Origin of the sequence: Aeromonas sp. R2-3 (genome assembly GCF_040908375.1) — a bacterium.
GTDB lineage: Bacteria > Pseudomonadota > Gammaproteobacteria > Enterobacterales > Aeromonadaceae > Aeromonas > Aeromonas veronii.
In genome coordinates, this window is sequence record NZ_JBFODP010000024.1 from 82,557 (window position 1) to 102,561 (window position 20,005).

The 20,005-nt window shown below is 60.2% G+C and carries 18 protein-coding genes; 9 read left to right on the forward strand and 9 right to left on the reverse strand.

Features of this window, described 5'->3' with window-relative positions:
- Positions 1-240: 240 nt before the first annotated feature.
- Positions 241-2,052, reverse strand: coding sequence for a translational GTPase TypA (gene typA / locus AB5Z02_RS12300; RefSeq protein WP_005339679.1), 1,812 nt, complete (start codon positions 2,050-2,052; stop codon positions 241-243).
- 351 nt (positions 2,053-2,403) lie between these two features.
- Here typA and glnA point away from each other — a divergent pair, with 351 nt between their 5' ends.
- From glnA to add, 5 genes are all read left to right on the forward strand, one after another.
- Positions 2,404-3,813, forward strand: coding sequence for a glutamate--ammonia ligase (gene glnA, locus AB5Z02_RS12305; protein WP_005339672.1), 1,410 nt, complete (start codon positions 2,404-2,406; stop codon positions 3,811-3,813).
- Between the two features lie 115 nt (positions 3,814-3,928).
- Positions 3,929-4,507, forward strand: a complete 579-nt coding sequence (locus tag AB5Z02_RS12310) for a DUF4124 domain-containing protein (protein WP_231721437.1) — start codon at positions 3,929-3,931, stop codon at positions 4,505-4,507.
- A gap of 86 nt (positions 4,508-4,593) precedes the next feature.
- Positions 4,594-5,649: a nitrogen regulation protein NR(II) gene (gene glnL / locus AB5Z02_RS12315; protein ID WP_231721438.1), complete on the forward strand. Its 1,056-nt coding sequence runs from the start codon at positions 4,594-4,596 to the stop codon at positions 5,647-5,649.
- A gap of 9 nt (positions 5,650-5,658) precedes the next feature.
- A complete protein-coding gene (gene glnG / locus AB5Z02_RS12320) occupies positions 5,659-7,077 on the forward strand; it encodes a nitrogen regulation protein NR(I) (protein ID WP_005339666.1) in 1,419 nt (472 codons plus the stop codon).
- 141 nt (positions 7,078-7,218) lie between these two features.
- The gene (gene add / locus AB5Z02_RS12325; RefSeq protein ID WP_368216073.1) at positions 7,219-8,220 is read left to right on the forward strand and encodes an adenosine deaminase; all 1,002 of its coding nucleotides are present in this window, start codon (positions 7,219-7,221) and stop codon (positions 8,218-8,220) included.
- A gap of 138 nt (positions 8,221-8,358) precedes the next feature.
- Here add and rmuC read toward each other — a convergent pair whose 3' ends face one another.
- A complete protein-coding gene (rmuC, locus tag AB5Z02_RS12330; RefSeq protein ID WP_368216074.1) occupies positions 8,359-9,699 on the reverse strand; it encodes a DNA recombination protein RmuC in 1,341 nt (446 codons plus the stop codon).
- Positions 9,696-9,911 (reverse strand): hypothetical protein, encoded by a 216-nt coding sequence (locus AB5Z02_RS12335; protein WP_005339659.1) that lies wholly within the window; start codon positions 9,909-9,911, stop codon positions 9,696-9,698. Before AB5Z02_RS12335 ends, rmuC begins: the two co-directional genes overlap by 4 nt.
- A gap of 140 nt (positions 9,912-10,051) precedes the next feature.
- Here AB5Z02_RS12335 and AB5Z02_RS12340 point away from each other — a divergent pair, with 140 nt between their 5' ends.
- The gene (locus tag AB5Z02_RS12340) at positions 10,052-10,573 is read left to right on the forward strand and encodes a ferredoxin-type protein NapF (protein WP_368216075.1); all 522 of its coding nucleotides are present in this window, start codon (positions 10,052-10,054) and stop codon (positions 10,571-10,573) included.
- Between the two features lie 71 nt (positions 10,574-10,644).
- Here AB5Z02_RS12340 and AB5Z02_RS12345 read toward each other — a convergent pair whose 3' ends face one another.
- From AB5Z02_RS12345 to AB5Z02_RS12370, 6 genes are all read right to left on the reverse strand, one after another.
- Positions 10,645-11,097 (reverse strand): Rrf2 family transcriptional regulator, encoded by a 453-nt coding sequence (locus AB5Z02_RS12345; RefSeq protein WP_005339654.1) that lies wholly within the window; start codon positions 11,095-11,097, stop codon positions 10,645-10,647.
- A gap of 345 nt (positions 11,098-11,442) precedes the next feature.
- A complete protein-coding gene (locus tag AB5Z02_RS12350) occupies positions 11,443-12,282 on the reverse strand; it encodes a PfkB family carbohydrate kinase (RefSeq protein WP_005339652.1) in 840 nt (279 codons plus the stop codon).
- Between the two features lie 106 nt (positions 12,283-12,388).
- Positions 12,389-13,360, reverse strand: a complete 972-nt coding sequence (locus AB5Z02_RS12355; protein ID WP_005356189.1) for a LysR substrate-binding domain-containing protein — start codon at positions 13,358-13,360, stop codon at positions 12,389-12,391.
- A 183-nt stretch (positions 13,361-13,543) separates the two neighbouring features.
- On the reverse strand, positions 13,544-14,272 hold the full coding sequence (locus AB5Z02_RS12360; RefSeq protein WP_139441137.1) for a glutamine amidotransferase: 729 nt from the start codon (positions 14,270-14,272) through the stop codon (positions 13,544-13,546).
- Between the two features lie 83 nt (positions 14,273-14,355).
- Positions 14,356-15,852, reverse strand: a complete 1,497-nt coding sequence (locus AB5Z02_RS12365; RefSeq protein ID WP_368216076.1) for a CoA-acylating methylmalonate-semialdehyde dehydrogenase — start codon at positions 15,850-15,852, stop codon at positions 14,356-14,358.
- 81 nt (positions 15,853-15,933) lie between these two features.
- Positions 15,934-17,265, reverse strand: a complete 1,332-nt coding sequence (locus AB5Z02_RS12370; protein ID WP_368216077.1) for an aspartate aminotransferase family protein — start codon at positions 17,263-17,265, stop codon at positions 15,934-15,936.
- 186 nt (positions 17,266-17,451) lie between these two features.
- Here AB5Z02_RS12370 and AB5Z02_RS12375 point away from each other — a divergent pair, with 186 nt between their 5' ends.
- The 3 genes from AB5Z02_RS12375 to AB5Z02_RS12385 all read left to right on the forward strand — a co-directional run bounded on the left by AB5Z02_RS12375 (position 17,452) and on the right by AB5Z02_RS12385 (position 19,912).
- The gene (locus AB5Z02_RS12375) at positions 17,452-17,994 is read left to right on the forward strand and encodes a cupin domain-containing protein (RefSeq protein WP_005339643.1); all 543 of its coding nucleotides are present in this window, start codon (positions 17,452-17,454) and stop codon (positions 17,992-17,994) included.
- A gap of 124 nt (positions 17,995-18,118) precedes the next feature.
- The gene (locus AB5Z02_RS12380) at positions 18,119-19,615 is read left to right on the forward strand and encodes an aldehyde dehydrogenase (RefSeq protein WP_042079772.1); all 1,497 of its coding nucleotides are present in this window, start codon (positions 18,119-18,121) and stop codon (positions 19,613-19,615) included.
- A 126-nt stretch (positions 19,616-19,741) separates the two neighbouring features.
- A complete protein-coding gene (locus AB5Z02_RS12385) occupies positions 19,742-19,912 on the forward strand; it encodes a hypothetical protein (RefSeq protein ID WP_005341999.1) in 171 nt (56 codons plus the stop codon).
- Positions 19,913-20,005: the final 93 nt, after the last annotated feature.

Below are 20,005 nucleotides of genomic sequence, written 5' to 3' on the forward strand. Positions count from 1 at the left end.
CCCTCACTGCAAGCCAGCAAAAAGCCGCAGCGTTCATCCGCTGCGGCTTTTTTATCTCACCCATCCCCACGACCTTCGCTCAACGCTCATCAGCCCCATTACCGGATAGCCTGAACGAGCTCATCAGGATGGCCAGAGCGGATCACAAGCATAAAAAAACGGACCCAAACCAGAAGTTTGGGTCCGTTTATCAGTGAACCGTCAGCGGCCGCAAGGGCTGCCGAGACTCAGCACATGGCATTAACCACGGCCAGAGCGCTTGCGATCCAGCTCGGTCAGCAATTTCTTGCGGATACGGATGTTCTTCGGAGTCACTTCTACCAGTTCGTCGTTATCGATGAACTCGAGAGCCTGTTCCAGAGTCATGCGGATCGGCGGAGTCAGCACTTGAGCTTCGTCGGTACCGGAGGCACGCATGTTGGTCAGCTGTTTGCCTTTCAGGCAGTTAACAGTCAGGTCGTTGGAACGGGAGTGGATACCGATCACCTGGCCTTCGTACACTTCGGTCGCGTGACCGATGAACAGACGACCGCGGTCTTGCAGACCGAACAGGGCGTAAGTCAGTGCTTTACCGGTAGCGTTGGAGATCAGCACGCCATTCTGACGCTCGCCGATGCTGCCACCCTTGTGCGGACCGTAGTGGTCGAAGGTGTGGTACAGCAGACCGGTACCTGAGGTCATGGTCATGAACTCGGTCTGGAAACCGATCAGGCCACGGCTCGGGATCATGAAGTCCAGACGGACACGACCCTTGCCATCCGGGGTCATGTTGGTCATTTCGCCTTTACGCAGACCCAGTTGCTCCATCACGGAACCCTGGTGCGCTTCTTCAACGTCCACAGTTACGGTTTCGAACGGTTCTTGCAGAACGCCATCAACGGTACGCAGGATTACTTCCGGACGGGACACAGCCAGTTCGTAACCTTCGCGACGCATGTTTTCGATCAGGATGGAGAGGTGCAGCTCACCACGACCGGATACACGGAACTTGTCCGGATCATCGGTCTCTTCCACGCGCAGGGCCACGTTGTGGACCAGCTCCTGGTTCAGACGCTCCAGAATGTTACGGGAGGTCACGAACTTGCCCTCTTTACCGGCGAACGGTGAGGTGTTGACCTGGAAGGTCATGTTCACGGTCGGCTCGTCAACGGAGAGCGGCGGCAGGGCTTCAACGGCACCGTTGTCACAGATGGTGTCGGAGATTTTCAGCTCGCCCAGACCGGTGATAGCGATGATGTCACCCGCTTGCGCGTCGGTAACTTCAGTACGGGACAGACCCAGATAACCCAGCACCTGACCGACTTTACCGTTACGGGTCTTGCCGTCAGCACCAACGATGGTGACTTGCTGGTTGGTCTTGACGCGACCACGGGTGATACGGCCGATACCGATAACGCCCACGTAGGAGTTGTAGTCCAGCTGGGAGATCTGCATCTGGAAACCACCTTCGGCATCAGCCTTCGGCGCTTCAACGTTGTCAACGATAGCCTGGAACAGCGGCTCCATGTTTTCGGACTCGACGTCCTGATCCATGGTGGCCCAACCGTTCAGTGCAGAGGCGTAAACAACTTTGAAATCCAGCTGTTCATCAGTCGCGCCCAGGTTGTCGAACAGGTCGAATACCTGATCCATTACCCAGTCAGGACGAGCACCCGGACGGTCAACCTTGTTGATGACCACGATCGGCTTCAGACCCTGAGCGAACGCTTTTTGGGTCACGAAACGGGTTTGCGGCATCGGGCCGTCTACGGCGTCAACCAGCAGCAGCACGGAGTCAACCATGGACAGTACGCGCTCTACTTCACCACCGAAGTCGGCGTGACCCGGGGTATCAACGATGTTGATACGGTAGTCATTCCAGCGGATCGCAGTGTTCTTGGCGAGAATGGTGATGCCACGTTCCCGTTCCAGATCATTGGAGTCCATGATCCGTTCCTGGCCTTCCGTGGAGCGGTCCAGGGTGCCGGACTGCTGCAGCAGCTTATCAACCAGAGTCGTTTTGCCGTGGTCAACGTGCGCAATAATCGCAATATTGCGTAAATTCTCTAACATTCTCGCCTCAATCACCGGGTAAAATTGGGCGCTAATTGTACTCTTGCCTTTGTGATCTGCCTAGCAGAATTGCAGTACATTCGCGCATAACAACAGATCTGGATCATAGACCTCTCTGACAAACCCTGCTTAGATGGGCGGTGACCGTATTTCGCGCACCATTACAGTGCACCAAAACGATCCACCATCGCACTAAATTGATGCAACGCGAGTCGAGATCGCCTGATTTTGGGGAGCCTCTTCAGCGAGATTGCCCTGAAATCAAGCTGTCACAAACTTGGCACGATACTGGCTTATGTGAATACGACGACGCATTCACCCAGAGAGTTTTAACACCGGAGGTTACTTAGCATGTCAGCCCAGAACGTTTTGGCCCTGATCCAGGAACACGAAGTCAAGTTTGTTGATCTGCGCTTTACCGACACCAAGGGTAAAGAGCAGCATGTATCCATCCCTGCTCACCAGGTTGATGAAGATTTCTTCGAAGACGGCAAGATGTTCGATGGTTCCTCCATCGGCGGCTGGAAGGGCATCAACGAATCCGACATGGTACTGATGCCGGACGCAGCCTCCGCCAAGCTGGACCCGTTCACCGAAGAGACCACCCTGAACATCGTTTGTGACGTGCTGGAGCCTGCCACCATGCAGGGCTACGACCGCGATCCGCGCTCCATCGCCAAGCGTGCAGAAGATTTCCTGAAGTCCAGCGGCATCGCTGACACCGTGCTGTTCGGGCCGGAGCCGGAATTCTTCATGTTCGATAACATTACTTTCTCCAACACCATGGGCCACAGCTTCGTGAAAATCGAATCTGAAGAAGCTGCATGGAACTCCGGCACTGCCTATGAGCATGGCAACAAGGGTCACCGTCCGTTCGTGAAAGGCGGTTACTTCCCGGTTGCACCGGTCGACTCTTCCCAGGATATCCGCGCCGCCATGTGTCTGGTGCTGGAAGAGATGGGCCAGGTCGTTGAAGCTCACCACCACGAAGTGGCCACTGCCGGTCAGAACGAGATCGCTACCCGCTTCAACACTCTTACGCTGAAAGCTGACGAAGTACAGGTACTGAAGTACGTGATCCACAACGTGGCTCACGCCTACAACAAGACCGTCACCTTCATGCCGAAACCCATGTTCGGTGACAACGGCTCCGGCATGCACTGCCACCAGTCTCTGGCCAAGAACGGCGTCAACCTGTTCGCTGGTGACCTGTATGGCGGTCTGTCCGAGATGGCGCTGCACTACATCGGCGGTATCATCAAGCACGCCAAGGCCATCAACGCCTTCGCCAACCCGACCACCAACTCCTACAAGCGTCTGGTTCCGGGTTATGAAGCACCGGTCATGCTGGCCTACTCTGCCCGCAACCGCTCTGCCTCCATCCGTATCCCGGTGGTACCGAGCCCGAAAGCCCGTCGTATCGAAGTGCGCTTCCCGGATCCGGCTGCCAACCCGTACCTGGCCTTCGCTGCCCAGCTGATGGCCGGTCTGGACGGTATCATCAACAAGATCCATCCGGGCGATGCCATGGACAAGAACTTGTATGACCTGCCGCCGGAAGAAGCCGCAGAAGTGCCGACCGTTGCCGGTTCTCTGGACGAAGCCCTGGCCGCTCTGGATGCTGACCGCGAGTTCCTGACCCGCGGCGGCGTGTTCAGCGATGACTTCATCAACTCCTATCTGGAACTGAAACAGCAGGATGTTGACCGTGTGCGCATGACCCCGCACCCGCTGGAGTTTGAGCTCTACTACTCCGTCTAAGTCTCAGCAGACTGGCCGTTTAAATCAGGTCAGCTTGCTTAATCGTGACAAAACCCGCCATCTGGCGGGTTTTTTCTCTGATAGGATTAAGCAAAATACCGTCAAGGAGAGATGGATGAACAACAAGCATGGCATAGGGGTGCTCAGCCTCCTGTTGCTGACCTCGTTCGCTGCGGACGCGGCCAAGGTCTACTCCTGGGTCGATGGCAATGGCATCACCCACTACTCGGATGCGCCACCACCCGGCAAAAACGCCAAAGAGGTCGATCTGCGGGTCGCCCCGCTGCTGGGCAGCAGCGCGCCCAGATCGGTGCAGGTGGATAACTTCAACAGCCTGACCGGCGCTGATGCCAAGAAAGAGAAAGAGGCAGCCAAGCTGACCATCGAACTGCTCTCCCCGGAACAGGGCAGCACCCTACGCGACAACACAGGCAACATCGTCTTTCAGGGCACCATCAGCCCCAAACCTCCGACCCAGTATGATGTGCGCCTGACCCTGGATGGCAAAACCGCCCCCATCGTCAGCAACAGCCTCTCTGTCCGGGTCGAAAACGTCGATCGCGGCGCCCACGAAGCTCAGCTCGAGCTGCTCGCCAAAGACGGTACGATCCTTGCTAAATCCAGTGCAGTCACCTTTTACCTGCATAGAGCGAGCGTGACGCCGGCTCCCAAACCCACCCCCAAAGCCGACTAGGGGTGATATAGCGCACCGATGCGGGTAAACTCTATGCACCATATCGGTGCATAACAGGTGTGTAGCACCGCTTTAGGGAGAAACCTGTGCCAACCCGCTCGGACAACGCCAAAACACTCTTGGATAATTTGCTGACCGCCGTGATCCTGATGGATGAGCGGCTCTGCATCCAGTTCGTCAACCCGGCGGCTGAACAACTGCTCTCCCTCAGTGAACGCAGGCTGATCGGAATCGAACTGCCCCATCTGCTGGAACATATCTCCCTCGATTTGCAGCGGCTCAAGCAGTGCCTCGTGTCAGGGCAAGGCTTTACCGATAGCGAAGTGACTCTGGTGGTAGAGGGAGAACCGCGACTGGTGGAGCTGAGCGCCACCCCGATGGCCGACCACGAACAGCGTCTGCTGGTGGTGGAGCTGCGCAAGATCGACCAGCAGAAGAAGATCAGTCAGGAGCAGCAGCAACATGCCCAACAGCTGGCGGCCAAGGAGCTGGTGCGCGGGCTGGCCCACGAAATCAAGAATCCCCTCGGCGGCCTGCGCGGCGCGGCCCAGCTGCTGCAAAAAGAGCTGCCGGATCCGGCGCTGCGCGAATATACCGGCATCATCATCGAACAGGCTGACAGGCTGCGGGTACTGGTTGATCGGCTGCTCGGCCCCCAGCGCCCCGGCCGTCACCAGATGCACAATGTCCATTCGGTGCTGGAGCAGGTACGCCGACTGGTGGAGCTCGAACTCCCTCCCTCTGTTCGCATCGAGCGGGATTACGACCCCAGCATCCCCGAATTCGAGATGGAGCCGGATCAGCTGCAGCAGGCGTTTCTCAACATAGTGCGCAATGCCGCCGAAGCACTGGGGGAGCAGACCGGGCTTATCCGTATCAAGACCCGCACCGCGTTCCAGATCACCATCCACGGCCAGCGCTACCGGCTGGCTGCGGAGATCAAGATCATCGACAACGGTCCCGGCATTCCCGATGCCATTCGCGACACCCTGTTCTACCCGATGATCACCGGCAAGGAGGGGGGAACCGGGCTCGGCCTCTCCATCGCCCAGAACCTGATCGACCAGCACAAGGGGCGAATTGACTGCATCAGCTGGCCGGGTCACACCGAATTCACCATTTTTCTACCGCTTCGCAAGTAAGGGAACCCCATGACCGCCAAAGTGTGGATCGTCGATGACGACAGTTCTATCCGCTGGGTGCTGGAGCGCACTCTCGGCAGCGAAGGCTTCAACTGCGAGAGCTTTGCCGATGGCGAAGCCCTGCTGCACGCCCTTGAGCTGCGCTCGCCCGATGTGATCCTCTCCGATATCCGGATGCCGGGCATCGACGGCCTGAGCCTGCTGGAGCAGATCCACCGCCGTCAGGCCGATCTGCCCATCATCATCATGACCGCCCACTCGGATCTCGACAGCGCGGTCAACGCCTACCAGCGTGGCGCCTTCGAGTACCTGCCCAAACCGTTCGACATCGACGAAGCCGTGACCTTGGTGCGCCGCGCCGAGAATCATCTCAAGGAGCAGCGCACCAAGCGCAAGTCTCGCCAGCAAGAAGCCACCGCCACTCCCGAAATCATCGGTGAGGCACCGGCGATGCAGGAGGTGTTCCGCGCCATCGGTCGCCTGTCACGCTCCAGCATCTCGGTGCTGATCAACGGTCAGAGCGGTACCGGCAAGGAGCTGGTCGCCCACGCCCTGCACAAGCACAGCCCGCGCGCCCACAAGAACTTTATCGCCCTCAACATGGCGGCTATCCCGAAAGATCTCATCGAATCCGAGCTGTTCGGTCACGAGAAGGGGGCTTTCACCGGCGCCAACAACATCCGCCACGGCCGCTTCGAGCAGGCCGACGGTGGCACCCTGTTTCTCGACGAGATCGGTGACATGCCGCTGGATGTGCAGACCCGACTGCTGCGGGTGCTGGCCGATGGCCAGTTCTACCGGGTCGGCGGCCATCAGCCGGTGCAGGTGGATGTACGGATCATCGCCGCCACTCACCAGAACCTGGAGAAACGGGTCGCCGATGGCGAATTTCGCGAGGATCTGTTCCACCGCCTCAACGTCATTCGCATCCACATCCCCGCCCTCAAGGAGCGCCGTGAGGATATCCCCCAGCTGGCCCGTCACTTCCTGCTGCGCGCCGCCAAGGAGCTGAACGTCGAGGCCAAGAGCCTGCACCCCGATACCCAGGCCTATATCAGCCGCCTGCCCTGGCCGGGCAACGTGCGCCAGCTGGAGAACGTCTGCCGCTGGCTTACCGTGATGGCCTCGGGGCAAGAAGTGCTGGTCGGCGACCTGCCTGCCGAGCTGCTCACCCCCATAACCCACAACGCCGAACCGGGTCAACCGGCGTTGCCAGGTTGTTGGCAGCAACAGTTGCAGGAGTGGGTGGCCAGCAAGTTGGCGCTGGGAGAGACAGACATCCTGGCCGATGCCATGCCCCAGTTCGAACGGATCATGCTGGAGACGGCGCTGGAGCACACCCACGGCCACAAGCAGGAGGCGGCGCGCCTGCTTGGCTGGGGTCGCAACACCCTCACCCGCAAGCTGAAGGAACTCGATCTCTCCTGAGTCCCCGGGAAAAACGATTCCCATCACGCCCTGACAAATCACCGCCCGCCAGAACCCCGTTTAACCATAAACGGGGTATCTTTTTTGAAAGCCCCGCCTAGAATGGCAGGCTTTCAAACCTGACTCGACGAGGGCGCCCCCATGATTGACAGATCTCTCCCCCTGACCGACCTGCACCGCCATCTGGACGGCAACATCCGCCCGCAAACCATCCTCGAGCTGGGTCGCCAACACAATATCCAGCTGCCCGCCTTCGAACTGGAAGCGCTGCGCCCCCACGTACAGATCGTCGAAAACGAGCCGAGTCTGGTTGCCTTCCTGAAGAAACTGGACTGGGGTGTGGCCGTGCTGGCTGACTATGATGCCTGCCGCCGGGTCGCCTACGAGAACGTGGAAGATCTGCTGCACGCCGGTATCGACTATGCCGAACTGCGTTTCAGTCCGGCCTATATGGCGATGGCCCATAAGCTGCACCCGCAAGGCGTGGTTGAAGCCATCATCGACGGCGTGGCCGCAGGCAGCCGCGACTTCGGTATCAAGACCAACCTGATCGGCATCATGAGCCGCACCTTCGGCACCGAGCAGTGCAATCAGGAGCTGGCCGCCTGCTTGGCTCACCGCGACAAGCTGGTCGCCATCGATCTGGCCGGTGACGAACTGGGCTTCCCGGGGGAACTCTTTGTCGACCACTTCCGCAAGGTGCGCGATGCAGGCATGCGCGTCACCGTACACGCCGGTGAAGCCGCTGGCCCCGAGAGCATGTGGCAAGCCATTCGCGAGCTGGGCGCCGAGCGTATCGGCCACGGCGTCAAAGCGATTCAGGATCCGGCCCTGATGGCCTATCTGGCCGAACACCGCATCGGCATCGAATCCTGTCTCACCTCCAACGTCCAAACCACCACAGTGGCGAGCCTGACCGAACACCCGATCCGCCAGTTCCTGGCCGCCGGTGTGCTGGCCTGCCTCAACACCGATGACCCGGCGGTGGAAGGGATCGACTTGCCGCACGAATATGAGGTGGCCGCTCCGGCCGCTGGCATGACCGCCAGCGAAATCCGCACCGCCCAGCAGAACGGCCTGACCCTTGCCTTCCTGAGCGATAGCGAGAAAGCCGAACTGAGCGCCCGCGCAGCCAGCCGCTGATCCACACCGGCACTGCAAATAAAAACGGCCCACTTCGGTGGGCCGTTTGCTGTTCAGCTTTCTGATGATAGGCAAACGGTAGATAGCAAAAGGCCCAAACCGGGTTTGGGCCTTGGCTAATAGCAGTACAGCGGAAAACTACTCCCGCTCCTTGTCGCGCTCCAGCGCCCGCTCAACCAACGGCTCGGGCAGGCTCTTGGTTACCTCCACCCCCAGCTCGCGGAAACGCTCGACCTGCGCAATCAGGTTGCCACGGCCGTTGACCAGCCGTCCCATCGCCTTGTCGTAGCTCTCCTGCGCCTTGTGCAGGCTGCCGCCCATCTGCTGCATCTCCTCGACAAACAGCCGCAGCTTTTCGTAGAGGCGACCGGCCCGTTCGGCGATCTGGCGAGCATTCTGGTTCTGCCGCTCGTAGCGCCACAGGTTTTCGATAGTGCGCAGCGCCACCATCAGGTTGGTGGGGCTCACCAGCAGGATATTGTTGTCGAGGCCGTAACGCACCAGCGAGGGATCGGCCTCCATCGCGGTAAGGAAGGCGGGCTCTACCGCCACGAACATCAGCACATAGTCGAGGGTGCGCACCCCGGGTAGCTGCTGGTAATCCTTGCGACCCAGCTCGCGGATATGGTTACGCACCGAGGCGACGTGCTCCTTGAGCGCCACCGCCTTCTCCAGCTCGTCCTCGGCGTTGTACCAGCGTTCGTAGGCGGTCAGCGACACCTTGGCGTCGATGATGATGTCTTTTTCCTGCGGCAGGTGGACGATGACATCGGGCTGGTAGCGCTTGCCCTTCTCCACCTCGATATTGACCTGGGTGTGGTACTCGTGACCTTCGCGCAAGCCGCACTCACTGAGGATCCGTGCCAGCACCACTTCCCCCCAGTTGCCCTGCTGCTTGCTATCGCCCTTGAGGGCGCGGGTCAACGCCGCCGCCTCTTCGGTCACGCGGGCATTGAGCTCGGCAAGGCGCTCCAGTTCGAACTTGAGGCTGTGGCGCTGGGCCGTCTCCTGAGCGTGAGTCTCGCCTACCTGACGGCGAAAACCCTCGAGCTGCTCCTTGAGTGGCGTGAGCAGCAAATCGAGGCTGTTCTGGTTCAATTCGCGGAAGTTGCCGGAGTTTTGCTCGAAGATCCGGTTGGCGAGATTCTCGAACTGCTGGCTGAGGCGCTGCTCCGCCTCCTGTTGCAGTTGCAGCTTCTCGGCGGCGGCCAGCCGCTCGCTGCGCAGGGTCGCCTCCGCATCCTTGAGACGGGCGGTGAGTTTGATCAGCAGGGTCTGCTGCTGATCCAGCTTCTGCTGACCCTGCATCCGTTCATCCTGCAACTCGTCGAAGCGATCCTGCAGCGCCTGATAACGCTCCTGCGCCAGCATCAGCTCCTGAGCCTGCGCCGTGGCGGTACGCCGCCCGATCAGCCAGCCAAGCCCGAGGGCCAGCACGGCGGCGGGCAGCAAGATCCCCCAGAGCCCGGGGTCGATCATTTACGGCTCCGCTGACGCAGGAAGAGTTCGAGATAACGGTTAACCAGGATCCAGAGCACCACGTAGATAAGGTAGGCGGCCAGCACCACCCACTTGTGGGTGTTGACGCCGGTATCGAGCTCGGCGAACTCGATATCCTTGATGCGGCAGTAGGCCCACATCAGCAGAGGAAAGACATAGAGCAGGGACGCACGCCAGAGAAATAGCCACATATGTTTTCATTCAACCACGTAAAAAGACCCGCCTAGCTTACACAAGGGCAACTGCGCTTGCGATCCTGACGGCCGCTATTCTCTGGCCTGCTTCCCGAAACTTCGATAAAATTAACCCCTAATGGGTATCAGGGGCGAGCATGACTCACTATTTCCTCCGTTGGCTGACACAAGATTGGCAAGCTTCGCGCAAGCCCGCCGTGGTTTGCCATGAAGCGCGCCCGCCGTGGGCCATCGAGGAGTCCCAGTACCTCTCCCTCTGCACCCGCTGTGGCGCGTGTTTCAAGGCCTGCCCGCGCGGTCTGCTCAAACCGGCCACCCAGGAGGAGTACGAGGGGAGCCCCATCGCCGGTACCCCGGTACTCGATCTCGCCTGCGGCCAGTGCAGCTACTGCGGCAGCTGCGCCAGAGCCTGTCCCACCGGCGCCCTCGACCTGCAACTGGGCCGTCAGGTGCAGACCCGGGTACAGATTGAAGAGAGTTGTCAGGCACGGCAGGGCTTCTACTGCCTGCTCTGTGAAGATGCCTGCCCGCAACAGGCGATCAAGGCCACGGCCGATGGCATCAACGTCAATATGGATGCCTGCAATGGCTGCGGTGCCTGTGGCCTCGCCTGCCTGCACGGCGCCATCACCCTGATCCGCCAGCCAGGCAGTCGCTAAAAACCACCTGCGTACAAAAGCAAAAGGGGCCATCAGGCCCCTTTCACATCTTGTTCGATATCCGCGCCCTGTCAGGCCATGGTCACAATAGTCTCTTGCTCGATACCCAGCAGGTGGCAGAGACGGTTGGGATCGCGCACCGCATCAGCCAGGGTGTACTCACCCAGCACTTCGAGGAAAGCGTTCATGGCGCGGCGCAGAATGCCCTGAATGCGGCAACCACCGGAGAGACGGCAGTTTTCACGCTTGCAATCGACCGGACAGAGCACATGCTCCATGTCCATCACCACATCCCGCAAATTGATGGAGACCGCCGAGCGACCGAGGCGGATGCCACCGTGCTTGCCGCGTACCGTCTCGATGTACCCCTTGATGCCAAGCTGGTGCACAATTTTGACCACGTGGTTGCGAGAGATGCCGAAGGTATCGGCCACTTCGGTAATGGTCGACAGACGATCCCCCGGCTGAACCGCCAGGAAGGTCAGGGTACGCAGGGCGTAGTCGGTAAATCGTGTCAGTTGCATGGTCGCACTTGCCTCTTACTACAAGCCAGGAATCAGGACGACAACGTTGAGCTAAGAGGCAGGAGACAACCGGTTTACCTCTGTTTGCCAATTGGTTCGCCAGAGGGGGGCCTGTCTCTTAATCTGAGTTGCGGAGTGACAGGTTAAGAGCAGCACAACCGGGTGTCGATGAAGATGCACATAAATCGACACTTTCTTTGATTGATCGCAAACTTGCCGGGTTAGCCCGGCGTTTACCCGCTTTATAGCGGGTAAATCTCCCGAATTGTCCCCCTCACCAAGCCCCTTCGACCAGCAGCCATATGGCCCGCAAACCGCCCCTCAATCGACCAGTAGAGAGGTGGTTCAGTGGGGTTGTTTCAGCCAGTTTTTCAGCGCGACCGAGGGAATGGAGCTCTCGGAGGCGACGGCAAATGCGCCCCAGTCCACCGCGCACTGCAACGCATCCTTGATCGCCATGCCCCGCGCCAGGCCATGGATCAATCCGCCGGCGAAGGCATCCCCTGCCCCCGTGGTATCGACCACCGAGACGGGCCGAGCGGCAACCCGGATCTGCTCATCGCCGTGGATGGCCACTGCGCCCGCCTTTCCTTCGGTCAGCACCAGCCATTCGAGCTGCTCCCCCGCCAGCTGGCGGGCATGTTGCCAAGGGTCGCTCACCTCGCCGAGATCGGAGCGGGAGGCCACCAGCACGTGACAGGGACGGCGCGCTTGGCCGCCCTTGGGATACTGGGCTACCACGAAGCTCTTGCCGAGCATCTGGCGCATGTAACTGATGATGGCGGTGCCGGGATAGTTCACATAGAGGCAATCCACCCCCTCCAGCGGCAGATCGCCGGGCAGGTCGGGACGCCGCGGGCGGCGCAGTATGGTGCGCTCGCCAGTGGAGTCGACCAGGATCAGCAGCTCGCCGGTCTCGCCGCCAAAGCGTTCCACATGGCTGCAATCCAGCCCGTAACCGGCCGCCTGCTCCAGCAGCCAGTCGCCGGTCTCGTCCAGCCCGATACGGGAAGCAATGGTCACCTCGTGGCCCGCCCACACCAGCCCGATGCCGGTATTGGCGGCACCACCTCCCAGCCTGCGCCCCTGATCCACATATTGCAGCCGGGCCCCCGCCACCAGAGGTTCGGAGAGGGAGAGCACATGATCACAGTTGAGATTGGCAAGCAGCAGAATGCGGGACATAGAGACCTCGGACGATGGAGATAGCCCAAAAGAGACAGGCTGAACCCCGAGTAGAGCCCAGCCTGACAGAAGAGACAACCGGCAGCGATCGGGAATCCGATCGGGATCAATAGATGGGCAGCTCCACCCCGGCCAGCAGCTCGTCGATGCGTGCCTGACTCGGCTGCTGCATCACGCTCTGGATCACCTCTTTGGTGAGGTGGGGCGAGAAGGAGCTGATGAAGTCATACATGTAGTTCTGCAGCAGGATGCTCTTGCTGAAACAGATCTGCGCCGGGCAGGGCTTGAACAGGTGCTCCAGATTGATGGAGACCAGCCCGGGGCTGTCGGTGTCGTTGGCCACCAGCGAGGAGATGATGCCGATGCCAAAGCCTAGCTCCACGTAGCGTTTGATCACCCCGGCGTCCATCACCGTCATGTAGTAGCTCGGGGTGAGACCGGCGGCATGGAATACCTCGTCCTGCACCTGTCGGCCAGTGGCGCCACTCTCGTAGCTGAGGATCGGGTAGTGGCAGAGCTGCTCCAGGGTCGGCTTCTTCACCTTGGCCAGCGGGTGATCCTGCGGCACCACCAGCGAGAGGGTCCAGAGGTAGGCGGGCAGCGCGATCAGCTCCTTGTCGAAGCCAATCTCGTGGGCAACGATGGAGAAATCGGAGTAACCCTTGCTGATCTGCTCCTTGCTCGCCGACATTACCGGATGGAGGTGGAACGAGATCTTGGGGTACTTCTTGGTGAAGTAGGTGACCGACTTGGGCAGCAGGTAGCGGGCGATGGTGTGGGTGGTGTGAATATTGAGGGTGCCCACGGTCGGGTCCAGATACTCGCGGGAGATCGCCTTGATCTTGCTCTCGATATTGAGCATCGCCTCGGCACACTTGATGATCTCTTCCCCCACCGGCGTAATGCGGTGCAGGTGCTTGCCACGGCGCTCGAAAATCCGCACCCCCAGCTCGCTCTCCAGCAGGCCAATCTGTTTGCTGACCCCCGGCTGACTGGTGAAGAGCGCATCGGAAGCCACGGACACATTGAGGTTGTGGTCCCGGATCGCGATCAAATACTTCAATTGCTGTAGTTTCAAGGCGTCACACTCTCACACTGGTTTGGCTCAGACAGGTTTGGCTCAGGCCGGGACGGCAATCAAGCCAGACAAACAGGCCGCCACATGGGCGGCCAGTGTACCATCCGATCCCGACATTTCAGCGCTTGATCCTTCATTTTGCTACAAAATCTAGCATCCGAAGGGGTGGCTGACAAACCGGGTTCAGGCCGCGCCAGCCCGCAGCGGCAGGATCCCCAGAAACTGCAGCAGCCACTGCATCATAGTCGCCGAATCCACCTCCCCCTCCAGCGAGGAGAGGCTGCTCTGGTAGCGCTCGTCGGGCAACAGGCCGCGGCGCCGCTCGATCAGCGCCCGGTTGTACTCCACCGAGAACTCCGGATGCCCCTGAATGGCGACGATGTGATCACCCTGCAAAAACATGAAGTTGGGACAAAAATCGTTGCCCGCCAGTCGGGTCGCCCCCGGCGGCAGCAGGGCCACCTGATCCTGATGGCTGGCCAGAATGCGGATCTGATCCCGCGACGGCGCCATCCAGGGCTCATCTGCCAACATGGGATGTACCGACACTCCCAGTCCCCACCCCTTGGTAGACTTCACCACCTCGCCGCCCAGCGCCTGGGCGATCACCTGATGACCGAAGCAGACACCGGCCAGCTTGACGTCGGCATCGTGCGCCTGACGGATCCACGCCCGCAGTGCCTGAATCCAGGGAATATCGCTGTAAGCATCGTGGCGCGAGCCTGTGATGAGCCAGGCATCGCACTCGTGCAGATCCTCCGGCAGCTCCCCATCGAGAGCCGACCAGACCCGAAATTCCAGTTCGGGGGCCAGGGCCGCAAAGCCCCTGATAAACATCTCGGAGTAAACGGGGCCAAAACGATCCGCCAGATCGGGATCGAGCCGGTCACAATCGAGAATTCCCAATCGCATCTGTTGTTCCTTTACAGAGTTCGCCCCCGTCAATCATTGACCGGCGGGGGCAAGAGGTTAGGCCATGAGCACGCGCCAGCGCGTCACTTCATGGTCGGCATGGAGAACTCGGCACCACTGCGCAGACTCTGTGGCCAGCGCGCCGTCACCGTCTTCATCCGGGTATAAAAGCGAACCCCATCCGGCCCGTGCATGTTGAGCGGCCCGAAGATGGAGCGCTTCCAGCCGCCAAAGCTGTGAAACGCCATCGGCACCGGAATGGGGACGTTCACCCCTACCATACCGACCTGCACCCGCGCAGTGAAGTCCCGCGCGGTGTCGCCATCACAGGTAAAGATGGCGGTACCATTGCCGTACTCGTGTTCGTTGATAAGGCGCATCGCCGTCTCGTAGTCCGGCACCCGCACGATAGAGAGCACAGGGCCGAAGATCTCCTCGCGATAGATACGCATCTCGGGGGTTACCTCATCAAACAGGCAGCCACCGATGAAGTAACCCTCATCGTGGTTCAGCGTGCGACCATCGACCCGCAGCACGGCCCCTTCGGCCACCCCCTGATCCACGTAGCCGCGCACCTTGGCCAGATGCTCCTTGCTGATGAGCGGCCCCATTTCGTTCTCCGGGCTCTGCCCCAGCCCCGGGCCCACCCGCAGTTTTTCCACCAGCGGCGTCAGTTTGGCCACCAGCGCATCGGCGGTTTCGTCCCCCACTACCACGGCCACCGAAATAGCCATGCAGCGCTCACCCGCGGCCCCATAAGCGGCCCCCATCAGGGCGGAGACCGCCTGATCGAGGTCTGCATCCGGCATCACCACCATGTGGTTCTTGGCGCCGCCCAACGCCTGCACCCGTTTGCCGTGGGCCGACGCGGTGGCATAGATGTACTGGGCGATGGGGGTGGAACCGACAAACGACACGGCCCCTACTCGCGGGTCGGTCAGCAGCACATCCACCACCTCCTTGTCACCGTTCACCACGTTGAGCACGCCGTCAGGCAGACCGGCCTCCTTGAGCAGCTCGGCCATCCGTAGCGAGAGAGAGGGATCCTTCTCGGAGGGTTTGAGAATAAAGGTATTGCCGCAGGCGATGGCGACCGGGAACATCCAGAGCGGCACCATGGCCGGGAAGTTGAACGGGGTGATACCGGCGCAAACCCCGACCGGCTGCATCATAGAGTAGCTGTCTACCCCGCGACCGACGTTGAGGGAGTGCTCCCCCTTGAGCAGATGGGGAATGCCGCAGGCAAACTCCACCACCTCCAACCCGCGGGTCAGCTCACCCTGCGCATCAGAGAAGACCTTGCCGTGTTCGCGGCTGATGAGCTGGGCGAGCTCGTCCCTGTGCCGCTCCATCAACTCCTTGAAGCGGAAAAAGACCCGGGCCCGCACCAGCGGGGGGGTTTGCGACCAGTCGGCAAAGGCGCGCTCGGCGATGGCGATCGCCTCCTGACACTCGGCGGCGCTGGAAAGCCCGACACTCCCCTGCTGGTTGCCGCAGGCTGGGTTGAAGATGGCCCCCTGGCGCTCGCTGCGACTCTCCTGCGGTTGGCCGTTGATGAAGTTGCTGACCCTGTATGTCATGTATCCTCCGTGATAACTGATGTGGTAAATGCGCTGAGCAAACCAACGCAAGGCCCCGCCAGTGCGGGGCCATCAAATGGGTTAGGGTTGTGCCTGCAGGGCATCCTGCAGCAGGGTGAAGAGATCGTCGATCTGGCTGCGCTCGATGATGAGGGGCGGCGACAGGGCGATGATGTCGCCGGTCACCCGGATCAATGCCCCCTTCTCGAAGCAGCGCACGAACACCTCGTAGGCGCGCTTGCCCGGTGCATCCGGCATGGACTCCAGCTCGATACCCGCCACCAGCCCGTAGTTGCGCACATCCTTCACATGCTTGCAGCCCTTCAGCGAATGGGCCGCCTCCTCCCAGTAGCCCGCCAGATCGGCGGCGCGGCTGAGCAGGTTCTCGTTGCGATAGATTTCGAGGGTCGCGAGCCCCGCAGCCGCAGCCACAGGATGACCGGAGTAGGTGTAGCCGTGGAACAGCTCGATAGCCCCCTTTCCTGCCGCTATCATGTCGTCATAAATGTGCTTCTGCACCAGCACCGCGCCCATGGGGATAGCGCCGTTGGTCAGCCCCTTGGCGCAGGTGATCATGTCGGGGATGACATCGAACTCCTGCGCGGCGAAGGGGGAACCGAGGCGGCCGAAACCGGTGATCACCTCGTCAAAAATCAGCAGGATGCCGTGTTTGGTGCAGATCTCCCGCAGCCGCTTGAGGTAGCCTTTGGGGGGCATCAACACGCCGGTACTGCCAGCGATGGGCTCGACGATCACCGCCGCGATATTGCTGGCATCGTGCAGGAAGACGATCTTCTCCAGCTCGTCGGCCAGCGCCACATCCTCCTCAGGCAGCCCTTTGGTGAAGGCGTTCTTGGCGATGTTGAGGGTATGGGGCAGATGATCCACCCCGGTCAGCAGGGAGCCGAACCACTTGCGGTTGCCGGGAATCCCCCCCACAGAGATGCCGCCAAAGCCGACCCCGTGATAGCCACGCTCGCGGCCAATCAGCCGAGTGCGGGTGCCCTGACCGCGAGTCCGCTGCCAGGCCAGCGCGATTTTGAGCGCGGTATCGACCGACTCGGAACCGGAGTTGGTGTAGAAAACGTGGCCAAACCCCTTGGGAGCGATCTCCACCAGCTTGTTGGCCAGCTCGAACGGCAGGGGGTGGCCCATCTGGAATGTGGGGGCGAAATCGAGGTGGGAAATCTGCTGGGAGACCGCCTCGGCAATCTCGCGCCGACCATGGCCCGCGTTGCAACACCAGAGTCCGGCTGTGCCATCCAGTATCTTGCGGCCATCCTCTGAGTGATAATACATCCCCTCTGCCGACTTCAGGATACGCGGCGCCGCCTTGAACTGCCGGTTGGCGGTGAACGGCATCCAGAAGGCGGACATGTCGGAGGGCGTATTGATGTCGCTGATCGGTTTCATGGTCACCTCATCCTTAAGGTGTTTAGCAACTGTCGGCCAATGCCTATTAAATTAAACACCTGAATCCATAAAAAAGGGCCCGTTATCGCCCTGTCTGGTGCCACCCCTAGCTAGACGCATCAGCAGGGTGGTATAAGATATTTAACACAATTTTAATAATAGTAAACAGTCAAGGAGTGTCTATAGATGGATATCGGTCACCGCCTCAAGGCGGTTCGCACCAAGGCAGCCCTCTCCCAGCGCGAGCTGGCCAAGCGCTCCGGTGTGACCAACGGATTTATCTCCCAGATCGAGAAAAATCAGGTGAGCCCCTCTGTCGCCTCCCTGCGCAAGGTGCTGGAAGGGATCCCCATGTCGCTGGCCAGCTTCTTCACCGAAGAGACTGAAATGGGCACCGAAGTGATCTTCCGCGCCGCCGATATGCCGGATCTCGGCACGCATCCCATCAGCTACCGGCTGGTCGGGCACAGCCGAGCCAACCGCGCCATCGGCATGTTGCAGGAGGTGCTGCCACCTGGCGCCGACACCGGCGACGACATGCTGAGCCACGAGGGTGAAGAGTGCGGCATCGTCATCAAGGGCGAAGTTGAAGTGACCGTGGGCGAGCAGATCTACCTGCTGGGCGCCGGGGATGGCTACTACTTCGACAGCCGCACCCCCCACCGTTTTCGCAATAGTGGCGAACAGGAGTGCGTGCTGATTTCAGCCAACACCCCCGCCAGTTTCTGACATTCAGAGGCGCATCGGCAGGGGGGCAATGTTTAATGAATTGTTACAAGATGGATTTACAAGCGGCAGGATGTTTAGCATATTGATACGCGGAAACTGACTTTTGCCGGTTCAAGGAGTGAACATGAGTGACCTTACCCTGGCCCAGTGGCAACACAAGGCCGCCCATCTGACCCTGCCCTCGCAAGCCTTTATCAACGGCAGCTATCGGGATGCCGTCAATGGCGCCACCTTCGATTGCATCAACCCGGCCAACGGCAAGCTGCTGACCAAGGTGGCGGCCTGCGATGCCGCCGATGCCGAACTGGCGGTACAGGCTGCCCGTGACGCCTTCAACGACAAGCGTTGGAGCGGCCTGCCGCCGAAACAGCGCAAACAGATCATGCAGCGCTTCGCCGAGCTGATGCGCCTCAACAAGGTGGAGCTGGCGCTGCTGGAGTCGCTGGATATGGGCAAACCCATCGGCGACGCTATGGGCTATGACGCCCCCGCCGCCGCCAACTGCATCGCCTGGAACGCCGAAGCGATCGACAAGATCTACGATCAGGTCGCCCCGGTGGAGGAGTCAGCACTGGCGCTGGTGACCCGCGAAGCGCTCGGGGTGGTTGCCGCCATCGTGCCGTGGAACTTCCCGCTGGTGATGGCCTGCTGGAAGCTGGGCCCGGCGCTCGCTACCGGCAACTCGGTCATTCTCAAACCTTCCGAAAAATCGCCCCTGACAGCCCTGCGTATCGCAGGTCTGGCCAAGGAGGCGGGTATTCCGGACGGCGTGTTCAACGTGCTGCCGGGCTTTGGCCACACCGTGGGCGAGGCGCTGGCCATGCATATGGATGTGGACTGCATCACCTTCACCGGCTCCACCAAGATCGGCAAACATCTGGTGGAGTGCTCCGGCAAGTCCAACCTCAAGCGAGCCTTTATGGAGTGCGGCGGCAAGAGCCCCAACATCATACTGGCGGATGCGCCGGATCTGGACGCCGCGGCCAAGAGCGCCGCTGGCGCTATCTTCTACAACCAGGGCGAAGTATGCACCGCCGCCTCCCGCCTGCTGGTGCAAAACAGCATCAAACCGCAATTTATGGAGCGACTGCTGGCCCATGCCCGCGAGTGGATCTCGGCCAACCCGCTCGACCCTGCGACCCGCATCGGCGCCATGGTGGATCACATCCAGATGGAGCAGGTGCTGCGCTATATCGAGATTGGCAAGCAGGAGGGGGCCAAGCTGCTGCTGGGCGGCAACCGCACCAATATGGAGAGTGGCGGCTTCTATATCGAACCCACCATTTTCGACGACGTGACCCCGCAGATGCGCATCTTCCGCGAGGAAATCTTCGGCCCTGTGCTGGCGGTGACCGGCTTCGATACACTGGAAGAGGCCATTGCGCTAGGCAATGACACCGACTACGGCCTGGCGGCGGCGATCTGGACGGCGGATCTCAACAAGGCGGTGAAAGGTTCCCGCGCCCTGCGCGCTGGCACCGTGTTCGTCAACAACTGGGATGGTGGTGACATGACCATGCCGTTTGGCGGCTTCAAACAGTCCGGCAACGGTCGCGACAAGTCACTTCATGCACTGGAGAAGTACACCGAGCTGAAAAGCACCTGGATTCAGCTGGAATAACACGACAAAGCAGCAGTATCGGATCAAAAAGGGGGAGAAATCCCCCTTTTGCATTTTTGGCCTTCCATCACCGGGCTCAATCCTTATAATGATAAAAAAGCCAACATGTTAAATATAAAGACAAAAATGCTATTTTTTCTGGGAAGCGTACTTTTTCTGGTGATCGGTTTGCCCCTGCTGTTCTTCGTGCTGGGGCACGGCGAGGCCTACGTGACCTGGGGCCCCTGGATCTCCGCCATCGCCCTGATGTTGTGGCTGTTGATGGACGTCGACAAGATCCGCCGTGGTAAAGGCTGACCGGCCAGCCACACTCCTCTTATCCCTCAAACTTCGTTTATTCGCTTCTTTCCCCGCAAAAGGATCGCTACACTGATTTTTTGCGATGTTTTC